Origin of the sequence: Photobacterium sp. 2_MG-2023 (assembly GCF_030547675.1) — a bacterium.
In the GTDB taxonomy this organism is placed as follows: domain Bacteria; phylum Pseudomonadota; class Gammaproteobacteria; order Enterobacterales; family Vibrionaceae; genus Photobacterium; species Photobacterium arenosum.
On the sequence record NZ_JAUOQQ010000002.1, the window covers coordinates 1 to 15,368 of the forward strand.

General features: G+C 48.8%; 16 protein-coding genes and 1 tRNA gene. 4 read left to right on the top strand and 13 right to left on the bottom strand.

The window, feature by feature from the left end; genetic code table 11:
* Nucleotides 1-59: 59 nt before the first annotated feature.
* The 12 genes from Q4491_RS02745 to rpsU form a co-directional block, all read right to left on the bottom strand.
* Entirely contained in the window at nucleotides 60-848 is a 789-nt protein-coding gene (locus Q4491_RS02745; protein ID WP_303454310.1) for an MASE1 domain-containing protein, read from the bottom strand.
* A gap of 270 nt (nucleotides 849-1,118) precedes the next feature.
* Nucleotides 1,119-2,255 (bottom strand): AI-2E family transporter, encoded by a 1,137-nt coding sequence (locus Q4491_RS02750; protein WP_303454313.1) that lies wholly within the window; start codon nucleotides 2,253-2,255, stop codon nucleotides 1,119-1,121.
* A gap of 251 nt (nucleotides 2,256-2,506) precedes the next feature.
* Nucleotides 2,507-3,166: an ArsR/SmtB family transcription factor gene (locus Q4491_RS02755; RefSeq protein ID WP_368393373.1), complete on the bottom strand. Its 660-nt coding sequence runs from the start codon at nucleotides 3,164-3,166 to the stop codon at nucleotides 2,507-2,509.
* 59 nt (nucleotides 3,167-3,225) lie between these two features.
* Nucleotides 3,226-3,609, bottom strand: coding sequence for an amino acid-binding protein (locus tag Q4491_RS02760; protein ID WP_303454319.1), 384 nt, complete (start codon nucleotides 3,607-3,609; stop codon nucleotides 3,226-3,228).
* A 17-nt stretch (nucleotides 3,610-3,626) separates the two neighbouring features.
* Nucleotides 3,627-3,932: an antibiotic biosynthesis monooxygenase gene (locus Q4491_RS02765; protein WP_303454321.1), complete on the bottom strand. Its 306-nt coding sequence runs from the start codon at nucleotides 3,930-3,932 to the stop codon at nucleotides 3,627-3,629.
* A 333-nt stretch (nucleotides 3,933-4,265) separates the two neighbouring features.
* Nucleotides 4,266-5,240 carry a retron St85 family RNA-directed DNA polymerase gene (locus tag Q4491_RS02770; protein WP_303454325.1) on the bottom strand — a complete coding sequence of 325 codons (975 nt, stop codon included), beginning with the start codon at nucleotides 5,238-5,240 and terminating at the stop codon, nucleotides 4,266-4,268.
* Between the two features lie 299 nt (nucleotides 5,241-5,539).
* Nucleotides 5,540-6,406: a retron St85 family effector protein gene (locus Q4491_RS02775; protein ID WP_303454328.1), complete on the bottom strand. Its 867-nt coding sequence runs from the start codon at nucleotides 6,404-6,406 to the stop codon at nucleotides 5,540-5,542.
* Nucleotides 6,407-6,585: 179 nt separating this feature from the next.
* Nucleotides 6,586-6,661: transfer RNA gene (locus tag Q4491_RS02780), tRNA-Ile, on the bottom strand.
* 197 nt (nucleotides 6,662-6,858) lie between these two features.
* Nucleotides 6,859-8,700 carry an RNA polymerase sigma factor RpoD gene (gene rpoD, locus Q4491_RS02785; protein WP_303454331.1) on the bottom strand — a complete coding sequence of 614 codons (1,842 nt, stop codon included), beginning with the start codon at nucleotides 8,698-8,700 and terminating at the stop codon, nucleotides 6,859-6,861.
* 92 nt (nucleotides 8,701-8,792) lie between these two features.
* Nucleotides 8,793-10,550 (bottom strand): DNA primase, encoded by a 1,758-nt coding sequence (dnaG, locus tag Q4491_RS02790; protein WP_303454334.1) that lies wholly within the window; start codon nucleotides 10,548-10,550, stop codon nucleotides 8,793-8,795.
* A 95-nt stretch (nucleotides 10,551-10,645) separates the two neighbouring features.
* Nucleotides 10,646-11,089, bottom strand: a complete 444-nt coding sequence (locus tag Q4491_RS02795; RefSeq protein ID WP_027251933.1) for a GatB/YqeY domain-containing protein — start codon at nucleotides 11,087-11,089, stop codon at nucleotides 10,646-10,648.
* A 24-nt stretch (nucleotides 11,090-11,113) separates the two neighbouring features.
* Nucleotides 11,114-11,329 (bottom strand): 30S ribosomal protein S21, encoded by a 216-nt coding sequence (gene rpsU / locus Q4491_RS02800; protein ID WP_002537656.1) that lies wholly within the window; start codon nucleotides 11,327-11,329, stop codon nucleotides 11,114-11,116.
* 215 nt (nucleotides 11,330-11,544) lie between these two features.
* On the opposite strand from rpsU, the gene tsaD reads away from it, so the two are divergent.
* On the top strand, nucleotides 11,545-12,561 hold the full coding sequence (gene tsaD, locus Q4491_RS02805; protein WP_192015451.1) for a tRNA (adenosine(37)-N6)-threonylcarbamoyltransferase complex transferase subunit TsaD: 1,017 nt from the start codon (nucleotides 11,545-11,547) through the stop codon (nucleotides 12,559-12,561).
* A 58-nt stretch (nucleotides 12,562-12,619) separates the two neighbouring features.
* Here tsaD and plsY read toward each other — a convergent pair whose 3' ends face one another.
* Entirely contained in the window at nucleotides 12,620-13,228 is a 609-nt protein-coding gene (plsY, locus tag Q4491_RS02810; RefSeq protein ID WP_192015452.1) for a glycerol-3-phosphate 1-O-acyltransferase PlsY, read from the bottom strand.
* A 294-nt stretch (nucleotides 13,229-13,522) separates the two neighbouring features.
* On the opposite strand from plsY, the gene folB reads away from it, so the two are divergent.
* From folB to Q4491_RS02825, 3 genes are all read left to right on the top strand, one after another.
* Nucleotides 13,523-13,879, top strand: coding sequence for a dihydroneopterin aldolase (folB, locus tag Q4491_RS02815; RefSeq protein ID WP_046222375.1), 357 nt, complete (start codon nucleotides 13,523-13,525; stop codon nucleotides 13,877-13,879).
* Nucleotides 13,872-14,363: a 2-amino-4-hydroxy-6-hydroxymethyldihydropteridine diphosphokinase gene (gene folK, locus Q4491_RS02820; RefSeq protein WP_192015453.1), complete on the top strand. Its 492-nt coding sequence runs from the start codon at nucleotides 13,872-13,874 to the stop codon at nucleotides 14,361-14,363. The genes folB and folK overlap by 8 nt, the downstream gene beginning before the upstream one ends.
* Before the next feature lie 92 nt (nucleotides 14,364-14,455).
* Entirely contained in the window at nucleotides 14,456-15,262 is an 807-nt protein-coding gene (locus Q4491_RS02825; protein ID WP_192015454.1) for an undecaprenyl-diphosphate phosphatase, read from the top strand.
* Nucleotides 15,263-15,368 lie beyond the last annotated feature (106 nt).

Sequence of the window (15,368 nt, forward strand, 5' to 3'; positions counted from 1 at the left end):
TAGTGTTGTTTGGCGATTACACGATAACTTATCCAACCGTTTTTCGTATCTGTTTCCCGCTAATCCGAGATGAACCTAAAAAAAGGCCCGGTCTGCTGCCAGGAGTAATAGATCACTATGCTGCTGAAGCAGAGCAGCGAAAAGGCGCCAACCCGGCTCCCGGTCAGCACGGGGATCAGAATCATCAGCGTGACTGGGAGACAGGCAAAGCCGAAGAGCAGGGCAGCCCCTCTCGGGTTGTCAACGCTCTGATGGAAGACAAACCAGGTACTGACACACAGCAGCAACCACAGAACAACAGCCAGGCCCTTCTGAGTCACAGAAGCAGGCTCCGGCTTCCAGATCAGCCCCATGACGATGGTCGTGAACAAAATAACGCCGATCACATTGGCCGACCACCAGATTCCGAATGTCTGGCTGAAATCCAGCCCTTGCCGTAAAACCAGCCAGCCAGCGCCCGGCACGGCGGCCAGCGCACTCAGGCTGAAAGTCGCGATGAGCCAGATCAGCATGCGGTGTAAGCGATCATTCGGGCGTCCAAAACGAATCACGCAGTATGCAATGGCAATATCATTGCACAGTGAAATGGCAGCATGAAGCAGCGAGGTTTCCAAGGAATGGCGCAGTGTGACATCAAGCAGCAGGCGGGCGGCAAAGAGTGTCAGGAAAAGTGCGGGCCAGTAGGAGCGTCCGGTCAGTAAAAAGGCACTCACGGCAACCCCTGCCGGAAACCAGACGTAGGAAACCCGGCTGACCGGATCATCTAAAAATAATGAAATATATCCGGTCGCAAGATAAAGAATGAACCAAGCGGCCAGCAAGCGGGCTATGTTCAGTGCTTGCATCATACCCTCAGGAAGTGCATTTCATTGCCCAAGTATAATCAACCTGAAATCGCTTTTTGGAGGAGGCTATGGTTTACAGTGACTCATTTTTTGGAACATGATGAAAAATACAGCGCCCATTTTGTTGGGTCAGTCCCGTATTTTGGGTGGCTTAATCACACATTTTTCGATATCAATCTCAGTTCAAATCGGAAGTCGAAGAACTCCAGACACATCAGCGTACGGCTGCCGTTTTGCAAAACTTACGTGTTCTCAGCGTGATATAGAAATCCATTATGTGTCAGATTTCTCTGAACTTATGGCGTCTTGCTGAGGGGATATACTGGCTTCTGTTGCTTCCTGCTTCTCTAACTTGATCCAAAAAACAAACAGTTCATACCAGATAGCCAGAATGACTGCGCCGAGGAACAGGCCGGTCATGCCGTAATACATCATGCCGCCAATTGCACCTATCAGTATGATGGGCATAGGTACAGCTACTCCGCGGCCCATCAACATAGGTTTGAGCACGTTGTCAGACAGCGAACCGATACCGACCCAGACGGTAAACAGTGTTGCTGTGGTGGCGTCCTGGGTCAGGTACATGTAAATGATCACGGGCAGAACGGCTATCAGAGCCGGCAACTGGGCGATACATAAAATGATCAGGAGGAACGTCAGCAGGCCAGCCGCCGGGACGCCAAAAACAAAGAAACCGGCACCAATCAGTAGCGCCTGAATGGCTGCCACACCAACAACCCCAAGTAAGACGCTTTTGATCGTTGCGGCAATCAGTGAAGTCCAATGGCTGGCGTTAGTACCTGCTGCGCGCACTGCAATGGTCTTTAACGAGGCGGTAATTTTTTCTGAGTAAGTCATAAAACCGGCAGCGATAGCCAGCGATAGGATGAATATCAGCATGTCGCCCAACGCACCGCCCAGCACACCAATTAAAGCGGACAGTGCAGACTTGATTTCCGGCAGGAAGGTTTGAATGGCTTTTTCCAGATTACTGGCGAACATACTCCACAGGTCGAACAGCTTATCGCCGATAACCGGAATATCCGCAATCCTGCTGTCTGGCCCCGGAAGAGTCACCTGACCCTGTTGCAGCGTCTCCAGTATCTGGATTGATGCGTGGTAGACGGAAACCGAGATCATCACTAACGGCGTCACTAATAGCACAATACCCAACAGGGCAACGGTTGTGGCTGCTAATCCGCGGCGATTGCCATACCATCGCTGGATTCTCAACGTCAGTGGCATCAGAGCGACAGCGATAATGGCCCCCCAGATCACAGGAATGATAAATGGCCTGATGATGTCGTACGTGAACATCAGTAGTACCAGCAGTAAGCCGATACGGATCGCGGATTCCACCATATTGCCGATGAAAACTTTGTTTTGATGCTGTTCTGGTTGCTTATCCATTTTGCTACCTGATTTTCAATGTTAGCGCTGATAGGGCTGGAAACTATGTTGCCTACAGTGGCCGTAATGTTTCATGCTCACGGCTGTGTTATCAGAAACCGATATCAGCACATATCAAATGCAGGCTCAGGCAGATGATAAACGTCAGTACTGTAAACTGTATTAGTTCAGACTAGATCTGATACTTTAATTTGAAAAGAAGAGAGAATTTTAAAAGAAGAAAGTTGGAGACTCCACGGCAATCTGCGTGTTTAGTTTAGAACGTTAGCCAAGCCAAAATACTGGCTGAAAGCCGCCTGGCCTTTTGCTGTCACTGTAACTTCCCTGTATCCCGGCACTTTTTCTATCCATCCTTGCTGCTCAAAGCACTGAAAAAGTGCCGCCCCGGCATGGCCGCCAAGGTGAAATTTTCGCTCACTCCAGTCTAAACATGCGCAGCACTTTTTACGTTTGGTCTTTGCATCGAGCATGACACCTAATTGACTGAACTGCGCCTTACCTAAGGGAGTTAACGCATTGCCGTCGTTGGTAATCCATGCATTCGCGAAAAGGTAATCGTAAATACCGACGGCGATTCCGCCTGCCAGATGGTCGTAGCAGGTTCGTGCCCGTTGTAATTCGGCCGGCACCCGTGTTTTTGGTGGTTGCATCGCGCCAAACGAAACCCCCATCATATTTTCAAGCAGGGCGGCAATACTGGCACTGTAGAGACGAAAATACCGGTGACGCCCTTGCGATAAACAAGTGACGAGATTGGCTTTCAGCAACCGTGACAAGTGCGCGCTGGTGGTTGACGGTGCGATATCAGACACAGCGCTTAATTCAGTGGCTGTCCAGGCGCGGCCATCCATCAGCGCACAAAGAATTTTCATCCGTGACGCATCAGACATAGCAGCCGCAAGGGCTGCCATGGATAACTCCAGCTGAAATTCTTCCTGTTCCTGCGGGACTTGCGGGTGAGGTTTCACAATCAGACCATCCAGTGACGGGTTGCTTTTTCTGCAACCTTATAGTCATCAGTGATGAGGATCAAACGGTTTGCGTGGTCGCTGTATTGGGTGATGATGTTGACGCCACTATCAGCCAGCACTCTGGCAATAGCGCCTAATTCGCCCGGCTGTTCCTGCCTGAGTTTCCGAATCAGCGGCCTGCAGATATTGATGACCTCAAAACCCTGTTCGATGAGTACCGCTCTGGCTTTTTCGCCATCTTCCACCAAAAAGTGGGCGTGACTTTGCTGGTTGACGGAAAATACGCCGCCACCCTCCAAACCGATGTGATTTGCACCGAGTGTTTCACCTAACCGCGCAAGCTCTCCCGGTATATTCTTCAAAACGACATGAATGTCATACATAGCGATGGCTTCCTTGCTTACTGGGATGATGAATATTCTCTGATCAGGCTGAGCACCTGAATGCGATAAAAAGAGAAAATGGACTCCTTTCCTTCCTGCTGAGCTGACCGGTGCAGCATATTGTGCTTCCATTGCAAAATGGCCTGCTCGTTCTCCCACCATGACAGCGAGAGAAATTTTTCTGGATGGGTCAGGCTTTGAAAGCGCTCAACAGAAATAAACCCCTCAGCATGGCTCAGCAGCGGCTTCAACTGTTCAGCCAGCTCGAAGTAGCGAGCCTGCTTTTCAGGCACGGCTGTCGCTTCAAAAAGAACCGCGATCATTGTTTTATCCTTCTGAATGTCAGTGTCGGGCTCAATATAGCGTGGTGAAAAAAGGATACTTCGGTGATGGGCGAAATGTGGGGTGCTATCTTTTTAAAATATGGTCTAATTATGTATGTAATTAATTAGTAACTATTCGAAGGTAGTATATTGATAGTTGTTTTGTTTTGTTTTTTGATCTGGTAAGTTTTTTATTTTTAAAGAGAGGTGTTTCTGATATTTAATCACATGAATGAGAGTATTTAATCACTAGGTAAAGTTTATGGATTGAAATTTAATTTTGGTATTTGTTATCTAAATGTGTTTCTTGTATATAACGATTATTTAAAGTGGCTAAATAACTAAAGAAATTTTTGAAGTGTTCCCTTGTAATTTTTTGTAATAATCAATTAGCTTGTTTGCTTTTATTTTGTCGACACTTTTAACGTACGCGATTATTCCTATACAGATTGATTCAAAACTCGGGTCTTGATTCTTTTTTAATAGAAACATCTTTGTTCTATAGTAATTAAACTTTTTTTTACCGATCCCAAGTTTTTCATTTACAACTAGTCCAGTAACCTCTCTACGAACTCTTGGGCCAGAAAGTTTATTTTTTACTGGGTGGATAGTGAAACCTTCTTCGGAAAGAATTTTAGAAACCATAGACCTCGCTTTCTTTATTATCGATAACTTATTTCCAGAGATAGTTATGTCATCAGCGTAACGGGTATAGGTTAGAGCAAATTTTTCGCAATATTTCCCTATTCTGTAGTCAAGTCTGATTGTTACTAAATTTGAAAGTGATGGCGAGGTTGGAGCGCCTTGTGGCAAGCTACCCTCTAATGTACAGATATTAGCTAACTGGAATGATAAGAGTGGAGAATAACCTAATGACTTGAATAGTGTACATACGTTTTTAGCAGGCACCGATGAAAAAAAATCTTTCAAATCAATATTTAAAACGTACTGCTTGCCTTCGTGAGGTTTTGCATTCGCAGTAAGATTTTGACCACGTATAAATCCTTTTGCGTAAGGTGATGGTTTTAACTTATCGAGAATATTCCGAAGTATCCAACGTTGAATTGCTTTAAGCTCTTGATTTGGCTTACTTATATCTCTAAATTGACCAGGTGTTTTTTTCTCTTCTTTAAATTGGAAGTAGTGGTGTTTATTGTTAGAAACATATTTGCATATAAGTTCTGGAGTAACTCGTATTAATTTTGCCAGATCATCAACGTCTTGTAATACAGGAAGGGCTAACAGACGTTGTGTGTATAAACCACTGTCGGAACTTTTAACCATAATATTCTTATCAGTTCGCTTCATGTCATTTTCTTAAAGAATTAAGTTGCTGGCTTCTAACGACTTAGTTAGTGCTAAGATACCCAAACACGACGAAAAGGAGTGTTTGGGGAGCGAAGCTCTCAGCAGGAAGTACAAGACGTACAATTGCTGAGAAAGCAAGTGTACGGCTTGATCATCCTGCCAACGTTAAAGCTTCGAAGGGGGCGTAGAGAAATCTCTATCCGCTAAACTCTGTCAAATACCGATAAGGCCTTTGGTTTAGGACATCGTTTCTGCTTAGAAGCCAGCTAACTAAATCTAACAATAATCAGTCTAAATGTCTAGGTTACTTGCATTTGCATGTTCATTAACTTTATTCTGAGAGCCATAATTCTTGAAATATAGTGATACTTGTCATTAATATACTTGTAGCCTAGCTCTGTGATCAAATAATGTGAGTCTAGTCGTTGTATATGACTTTTTCTAAGAAGTGAATGTAAAGCAGCTTTGTACGCTAACTTGTCTTTCGCTGTTGTTTTTTCTTTAGCATGTATTCTTATCATTAACTTTTCAATTGAATTTGTAGTTAACCCATCAATTAGATAGACAAGAAGCAGTATTTGACTCGGATAAGCAAGTAAATTATCTATTTTTTTCTTTTTTCTTCTTGTTCCAATCTTATGTTTAATAGATGTTATCAATAATTGGCTATGTTCTGGTGTTGCACTATCAAAATCGGGAGGGATGTCTACTACTGTTCCTTGATGTTTCTTAATCAGCCTTATTGGCCCATGATTAATGAAGCTTTTATGCGACTTAAATTTTGAGTTTCTAAAAACTATTGTTTTACTTGCAAGTGATTCTTGAGTAGAAAATGCACCTAATTCTGCGAACGAACCTGGACTTTCAGGAATTAAAGCTATTAAATCTACTGCTTCAGCAAGTTGCTCCTCTAATGAAAGTAAGCTGTTCTCACCCTGCCCTTCTAAAAGGTCTTCAAACAAATCTTCTGGATAAGTAAGCTCATAACGGCGCTGACTTTCTAGAACTTTAGAAAATTTGAAACGAAGGCTTTCTCTATCATTTTTGTCTGCACCACAAAGGAAAATTATTCGGTTGTTCTCATTGATTCCTTTGTCGATGATATATTTAATCTCTTGTACTATGGCATCTAATTTTAATTCTGGAATACCTGCTAATAAACTCATGATAGTTAGCCGAAATGATGTTTTGGATATGTTACTGATTTGTCGGGTATCAGCAAGTTTTTTAACATAGTTTTGAGGCTACAACCATATGATATCGAAATGACTGCAAATGAGAGTTATGAATTGTTTAATGAATAAAAAAGCCGGAGCAGTTTTCACTGTTCCGGCTTCTCTGTATCTGGTGGCCCCTCCCAGACTTGAACTGGGGACCAAGCGATTATGAGTCGCCTGCTCTAACCACTGAGCTAAGGGGCCAAATGTGCCACCGATTATATGGGATGGGTGGGGCATTGTCTACCTGCTATGGGGCAAGTTTTGTTTGTTTCTTAGGCAGTTAAATGCAGGGCAAGCCCTTGAGTGGCAAGGGGTGTGAGCGAGGTCGCATGTACGGCGGGCAAAGAAAAAGCGGGCTGTTTAGCCCGCTTTGTGATGTAGTGTTTCTGGTGAGTGGCTTACTCGTCCAGGAAGCTGCGCAGCACGTCGGAACGGCTTGGGTGGCGCAGTTTACGCAGGGCTTTGGCTTCGATCTGACGGATACGCTCACGGGTAACGTCAAACTGTTTGCCTACTTCTTCCAGTGTATGGTCGGTGTTCATGTCGATACCAAAACGCATACGCAGTACTTTGGCTTCACGTGGCGTCAGGCCAGCCAGAACTTCGTTAGTTGCCATGCGCAGATTAGTTGCGGTGGCAGAGTCCATTGGCAGTTGCAGCGTGGTATCTTCAATGAAATCACCCAGATGTGAATCTTCATCATCACCGATTGGGGTTTCCATCGAGATTGGCTCTTTGGCAATCTTCAGCACTTTGCGGATCTTGTCTTCCGGCATTTGCATGCGTTCAGCCAGTTCTTCCGGCAGTGGTTCACGGCCCATCTCCTGAAGCATCTGGCGAGAGATACGGTTCAGTTTGTTGATGGTTTCGATCATGTGAACAGGGATACGAATCGTACGTGCCTGATCTGCGATTGAACGTGTGATTGCCTGACGGATCCACCAAGTGGCGTAAGTCGAGAACTTGTAACCGCGACGGTATTCAAATTTATCGACCGCTTTCATCAGACCAATGTTACCTTCCTGGATCAGATCCAGGAATTGCAGGCCACGGTTGGTGTATTTCTTGGCGATAGAAATAACCAGACGCAGGTTGGCCTCAACCATTTCTTTCTTGGCGCGGCGTGCTTTGGCTTCACCGATAGACATACGGCGGCTGATGTCTTTGATACGCTCAATCGACAGGCCGGTTTCATCTTCCAGTATGCGCAGCTTCAGCGAGGCACGACGCAGGTCTTCTTCGTAGTTTTTCAGGCGCTCGGCATACGGTTTGCCTGAGTTTAGTGCTTCGTCGATCCACGCAGAAGAAGATTCATTACCGCTGAACAGCTGTACGAAGGTCTTCTTCGGCATTTTGCTGTTGTCGACACACATACGCATGATCAGGCGCTCATTGGTACGCACCTTATCCATGGAATCACGCAGTGAGCTGACCAGACGGTCAAACTGTTTCGGGATCAGACGGAACTGTTTGAAAATTTCAGACAGCTCGGCAATAGCGACTTCAGTGTCCGGGTGATGACGGCCATTGGCATCGATGGCTTTGGCCATATTTTCGTAAGAGATACGCAGTTCTTTGAACTTCTCGCGTGCCACTTCCGGATCGATGCTGCCGTCGTCTTCTTCTTCTGAATCGTCGTCATCGTCTTCAAGATCTTTGTCTTCATCTTCAAGATCAGTTTCACTTAACTCGGAACCGATGTGCGTGGCTGTCGGAGCGGCTGTCTCTTCTTCGTTAGGATCCACGAAGCCTGAAATGATATCAGTCAGACGCAGCTCTTCTGCTTCAACCTTGTCAAACTGCTCAAGCAGATGCGAGATTGCTGACGGGTACTCAGCAACAGAACACTGAACCTGATTGATACCATCTTCGATGCGTTTAGCGATGTCGATTTCGCCTTCGCGGGTCAACAGCTCAACTGTACCCATTTCGCGCATGTACATACGAACCGGGTCAGTGGTACGGCCGATTTCGCTTTCTACGCTCGATAATGCCTGAGCCGCCGCTTCAATGGCGTCTTCATCGGCGTTATCTTCAGTCATCATGAGTTCATCGGCATCAGGGGCGGTTTCCACCACCTTAATACCCATGTCGTTGATCATCTGAATAATGTCTTCAACCTGATCAGAGTCAACAATGTCTTCTGGCAGGTGGTCATTAACTTCGGCATAGGTCAGATAACCTTGCTCTTTGCCTTTGGCAACAAGCAACTTTAGCTGTGACTGCGGATTTTGCTCCATAGACGATATCCAACTTAGGGTCTGAGTGAGAAAAAAGGATGCAGAAATGCAAACCAGTAATTATAACAAATGTCAGAATTGTTGACTACTTTTTAGACGGGGCGATTTAACAGCAATAGCTGAAGCTCCCGCTTCTCTTCGACTGATAAGCCGACGGTGTTCGATTTAGCCTGCAACTTCTCAATTTGTTGTGTGACGCATTGATCGATAACTTTATCCATCGCGTCAAAAAATACAGTGTGTAAACTGTCTTCATCGCTGCCGAGCGGTATTTCCCAGCTGGCCAAACGGGCCATCAGCGATGCTTGCTCGGTCTCACGCCAATCTTCTAGCAACTGTCCAGTTGTGATATTGGGATGAAGTCGACATTTATCAACTATTTTCAATAATAATTTTAAGCCAGCCAGCTCTGTGCCGGCGAAGTCATGGGTATTCAAACCCAGTTCATTGGCAAAGCCCGGGTTTTGCAACAGCAGCGCAATCGCGATGCGCATCGGCGTACGCTTGATGGCGGGCTGTGCCATTCTTACCGGCTTGCTGTCTCCGTGTTCGCTGATCAGCTGTTTGAGCTGCTCTTCATCAGGAAGACCGAGTTTTTGTCCTAAAACTTTCCGTAAGTATAGTCTCAGGGTGCCGCCCGGCACTTTGTCAATCAGTGGCACAGCCAGCGTACTGAGCTTGGCTTTGCCTTCCCGGCTGCTGGTATCCACCTGTTGCAGCAGGGTGGTGAACAGGAAATCAGACAGGGTCATCGCCTGTGTGATGGCCTGCTCAAAGGCTTCTTTGCCATGCTGACGCACGAAACTGTCCGGGTCTTCACCGTCGGGCAGGAACATAAATTTCAGCTGGCGGCCGTCAGTCAGGTAGGGCAGTGCCTGCTCCATCGCCCTCCAGGCCGCATCGCGACCGGCGCGGTCACCGTCATAACAGCACACCACAGTACCGGTTTGCCGGAACAGGGTCTGAATGTGCTCCCCTGTGGTCGAGGTGCCCAGTGAGGCGACGGCATAGTCGACGCCGTATTGCGCCAGGGCCACTACATCCATATAGCCTTCGACGACCAGAACACGTTCAGGTTCCCGGTAGGTTTGCATCACCTGATACAAACCGTAGAGCTCGCGGCCTTTGTGAAAAATCGGTGTTTCCGGTGAGTTGAGATACTTGGGCGTACCTTCGCCCAGTACCCGGCCACCAAACCCGATCACCCGGCCGCGGCGGTCGTGGATCGGAAACATAATCCGGCCACGGAAACGGTCATAGCGACGGCCTTGCTCGTTTTCGATCAGCATGCCGGCGCTGACTAAATCTTGCTGTGCCTGCTCGTTGCGGCCAAAACGGCTGCGCACCAGATCCCATTGGTCAGGCACATAGCCGATGCCGAACTGTTTGACGATCTCGCCAGACAGGCCGCGTCCTTTCAGGTAGTTAATCGCCACCTGCGCATCGCTCTGACGCAACAGCGACTGATAATATTGGGCGACCTGACCCATCAGGTCATAAAGGCTTTGTTTCTCTTGTCGCTTGATGCTGCTCTGGCCACTGGTGCCTTGTTCGCGCGGAATTTCAAGGCCAAGCTGAGATGCCAGTTCTTCGATGGCATCCACAAAGTCCAGCCGGTCGAACTCCATCACAAAATCGAGTACGTTGCCTTTTGCACCGCACCCAAAGCAATAGTAGAACTGTTTATCGGGACTGACAGAAAAAGACGGGGTTTTCTCATTGTGGAAAGGGCAGCAGGCACCGTAGTTCTTGCCTTGCTTTTTGAGTTTCACCCGCGCATCAATTACATCGACTATGTCATGCCGTGAGATGAGGTCATCGATGAATGAACGAGGGATCTTTCCTGCCATACAATGAGTGTTACCTGAAATTAACTGGGAAGAGATACAAACAAGCCGCGCATTCCCGAGAGGATAGCACGGCTTGCTGTAGAGTTGGGGCAGTTTTAACCGAGTTTGGCTTTGACCAATTGGCTAACTTTCCCCATATCGGCGCGGCCCTGCAGCTGTGGTTTAAGCACAGCCATCAGTTTACCCATGTCTTGCATAGTGCTGGCACCGGTGCTGGCGATAGCGTCTTCCAGCAGAGCGGCAACTTCGTCGTCGCTCAGCGGCTGAGGCATAAATTCTTCCAGTACGGCGATTTCAGCATGCTCAACATCGGCCAGATCCTGACGGCCTGCGGCTTCATACTGAGCCACAGAGTCACGACGCTGTTTTACCATTTTCGTCAGTACTGCCACTATGTCGTCGTCGGTCAGAGTGATCTTCTCGTCGACTTCACGTTGTTTGATGGCAGCAAGAACAAGACGGATAGCACCCAGGCGAGCTTTGTCCTTCGCCTTCATGGCTGCTTTTTGTTCGTTCTTTATACTTTCGATTAGGGCCATTACGCTGTCCTTGTTATCTGTAAATTAGTACAGACGAACGCGACGTGCGTTTTCGCGAGCCAATTTTTTCAGGTGACGCTTAACAGCCGCTGCTTTAGCGCGCTTACGTACAGTTGTTGGCTTTTCGAAGTGCTCACGACGGCGAACTTCAGAAAGGATACCTGCTTTTTCGCAAGAGCGCTTAAAACGACGTAGAGCTACGTCGAACGGTTCGTTTTCACGTACTTTGACTACTGGCATGTAATACTCACCTCAGAGTGATTCGATTAACGCTGATGATCAAAATTATCAGCTGATTAAAAATGGTGCGAAATTCTAATCTGATCCGGGGTCATTTGTAAAGCATTCTGCAAGTCAGAACTGGTGAAATTCTGTCAACAGCGGTAACATGCCCCTCCGATGTTCCGCACCGGCTTCGGCTTTCGGTTTGTAAGTATATAAGTATAGAGGTTGATATGCGTATCCTGGGCATCGAAACGTCCTGTGATGAAACAGGCGTGGCGATTTACGATGATGAGAAAGGCCTGCTGGCTCATGAGTTGTACAGCCAAGTGAAGCTGCACGCCGATTATGGTGGCGTCGTACCTGAACTGGCCTCACGGGACCATGTCAAAAAAACCATCCCGCTGATCAAGCAGGCGCTGGCCGATGCGGGTTTAACCCCGGCGGATCTGGATGGCGTTGCTTATACCGCAGGCCCCGGCTTGGTCGGCGCCCTGTTAGTGGGAGCGACCATAGGCCGCAGTCTGGCGTATGCCTGGAATTTGCCAGCGGTGGCGGTACACCATATGGAAGGCCATTTGCTGGCACCCATGCTGGAAGACAATCCCCCTGAGTTTCCGTTTGTGGCGCTGCTGGTTTCCGGCGGTCACACCATGATGGTGGAAGTCAAAGGGATTGGCGAATACCGCATTTTGGGTGAGTCGGTTGATGATGCCGCCGGTGAAGCCTTTGATAAAACGGCCAAACTGATGGGGCTGGATTATCCCGGCGGACCGCTGCTGTCAAAACTGGCCGATAAAGGCACGGCTGGCCGCTTTACTTTCCCGCGTCCGATGACGGACCGTCCGGGCATGGATTTCAGTTTTTCCGGCCTGAAAACCTTTGCGGCCAACACCATTCGTGGCAACGATGATGATGAGCAGACCCGGGCAGACATTGCTTATGCGTTTCAGGAAGCCGTGGTGGACACCCTGGCAATCAAATGTAAGCGCGCCCTGAAAGAAACCGGCTTTAAGCGTCTGGTGATTGCCGGCGGCGTGAGCGCCAACAAACACTTGCGTGCCGAGCTGGCGACCCTGATGGAAAAACTGGGCGGCGAAGTCTTTTATCCGCGTACTGAGTTCTGTACCGATAACGGTGCCATGATTGCCTATGCCGGGATGCAGCGCCTGAAAAATCAGGAAATCATGGATTTGAGTGTCAAAGCCCATCCGCGCTGGCCGATCGATACACTCAAGCCATTGCGCTGAGGCGGCTCAAGCCGGTCAGGCAAGCGAGCACCGGATAACACTTAACCGCCAGGACGAATCAGGGTTTCGACTGGCGGTTAAATTTATGCCATATCTTATATTCTTTGCCGTCCAGCAAACGGCGGACATTCTCGTGATGGCGCAGAATGATCAGGCACGACAGCATAGCCACCGGCATGGTGTACTGAGGTTTGACCCACCAGGTAAACATGGGTGCTATTAGCGCGGTGATCATGGATGCCAGCGAAGAATAGCCACACAACACGGCCACCACTAACCAGCTTGCAATCAGCATCCCGCTTAAATCCCAGCCAATCGGGGCCAGCGCGCCAAGTGCCGTCGCTACGCCTTTACCGCCACGGAAGTGGAAAAACAGCGGGTAAATATGCCCCAGACAGGCGGCAATCCCTATGATCCCCAGCAGAAAGGGGTTAATCCCCAGAAAATAGCTGATCCAGACCGGCAGCATGCCTTTGAGGATATCGCATATCAGCACCAGTGCCGCGGCACCCCGGCCGCCGATACGCAGGACATTGGTTGCCCCCGGATTACCCGAACCGCTGTCTCTTGGATCTGGCAGGCGGAACAGACGGCAAATCAGCACCGCACTGGACACAGAGCCCAGCAGGTAAGCAGCGATAATGATCAGCAGCACCAATGGTGTCATAGCATCTCCAGTAAGCCCCTGACGTTGTTGTCATCCGGGGAGCGGGTGTTTATGAGCCTGTACGCCACGGCCTTTTTGGTCGTCATGAAAGTGGTAAAAATGTGATTACTCAGCGCCCACGTCTGATGACATTATGCATAACAGCTGTGGTATAGTTCATCCACTTTCAGGAGGCTGGCGTGTTTGAAACGCTGGGAGCCTGTTTTCTGTCATCAATATGATGAACTCGTCCCGATAATACGCACTTTTGCTCACATTGGGTATCCGACCTCTACACAAAATTAGCGATGGAACATGGATTCAGTATTTATCGAACATCTTGACGTTATCGCCTCTATCGGGGTGTATGACTGGGAGCAGGAAATTAAGCAGAAACTGGTGCTGGACCTGGAAATGGCCCATGACAACCAGCCGGCCGCTCTGGCCGATGATGTGTCGCTGGCGCTCGATTATGCCGCCGTCAGCCAGACAGTCACCGAATTTGTGGAGCAGGGCCGCTTTCTGCTGGTCGAGCGGGTGGCAGAGGAAGTTGCCAGCCTGATCATGACACGTTTCAACGTACCCTGGATCAAAGTGACAGTGACCAAGCCGGGCGCAGTGCCGAATGCGCGCGGTGTTGGTGTGGTGATTCAGCGGGGACGCCGTGACTAAGGTTTACATCAGCATCGGCAGTAATATCGATCGTGAGCACTATGTGCGTGCGGCGGTGGCTGAGCTGAAGCAGTTAGGATCCCAGTGTCGCGTTTCCCGTATTTTTGAAGCGGAACCTGTCGGTTTTGACGGTCCCGTTTTTTTCAATGGTGTGGTGGCTCTGGAGACAGATTTGTCGCTCAATGCCCTGCAACACAGGCTGAAAGATCTGGAAGTGCAGTATGGCCGTCAGCCGGATGCGGTGAAGAATCAGAACAGAACGCTGGATTTGGATCTGTTGCTGTTCGGCGATCGGATCAGCCCTGAAGCGCCTGCGCTGCCGCGAGCGGATATCTACAAGTTTGCTTTCGTTTTACTGCCGCTGTATGAGCTGAGCCCGCTGCTGGTGATACCGGGAGATGGACGCACTGTGGCGCAAATCTGGCAGGCATTCGACAAGCAGCAGGTACTAAGGCCGGTCGCGCTGCATTTTGACACAGTTTGACAGCAATGCACTGAACTGTCAGGGAAACCTGGGGTCAACCCATTGGCGATACACTTTCTCGTATTATGTTTTCGAAGAGTTAAAGGTAAACAATGAGTCATTTTGAAGCGTTCATGTTGGCATTGATCCAGGGGCTGACTGAATTTTTGCCGATTTCCAGTTCGGCGCATCTGATCCTGCCATCGCAGGTATTTGGCTGGGCAGATCAGGGTCTGGCTTTTGATGTTGCTGTGCATGTGGGTACGCTGGCGGCGGTTGTGATGTATTTTCGCAAAGAAGTGGTGTCTTTGCTGGCGGCCTGGTTGGCATCTATCTTCAAAGGCCACCGCTGCCGTGAAGCCAGTCTGGCCTGGATGATAGTGCTGGCGACCATTCCGGCCTGTGTGTTCGGTTTCTTTATGGCCGATATCATAGAAGTGTATCTGCGCTCTGCCTGGGTAATTGCGGTCACCACCATAGTGTTTGGTCTGCTGTTGTGGTGGGTGGATCGCCGTGCGAATCAAACCCGCGATGAGTATGATGCCAACGCCAAGCGTTCACTGTTTATTGGTCTGGCGCAGGCGGCGGCCATGATTCCCGGTACATCACGTTCAGGCGCGACCATGACAGCAGCACTCTATCTGGGTTTTACCCGCGAAGCCGCTGCCCGTTTTTCGTTTCTGATGTCGATCCCTATCATCCTGCTGGCCGGCACGTATCTGGGGACCAAGCTGGTTGAGAGCAATGCCCCGATTGATTTTGGCGGCTTAGGGATAGGTCTGGCGGTGTCTTTCATCAGTGCTTATGCCTGTATTCATGTGTTCCTGAAGCTGGTAACGCGCGTTGGTATGCTGCCATTTGTGATTTACCGGCTGCTGCTGGGCTTTGGCCTGATCGCGTTATTGCTGAGCCAGCAGTAATTCAGCCAGAGCGAAATGAAAGGAAGCCGGACTTTGCTTCGGCTTTCTTATGCGCTGAGATTGTGCCCTGAGCTTGTGTGTTGAGATTATGCACAGAGGCTGTGTG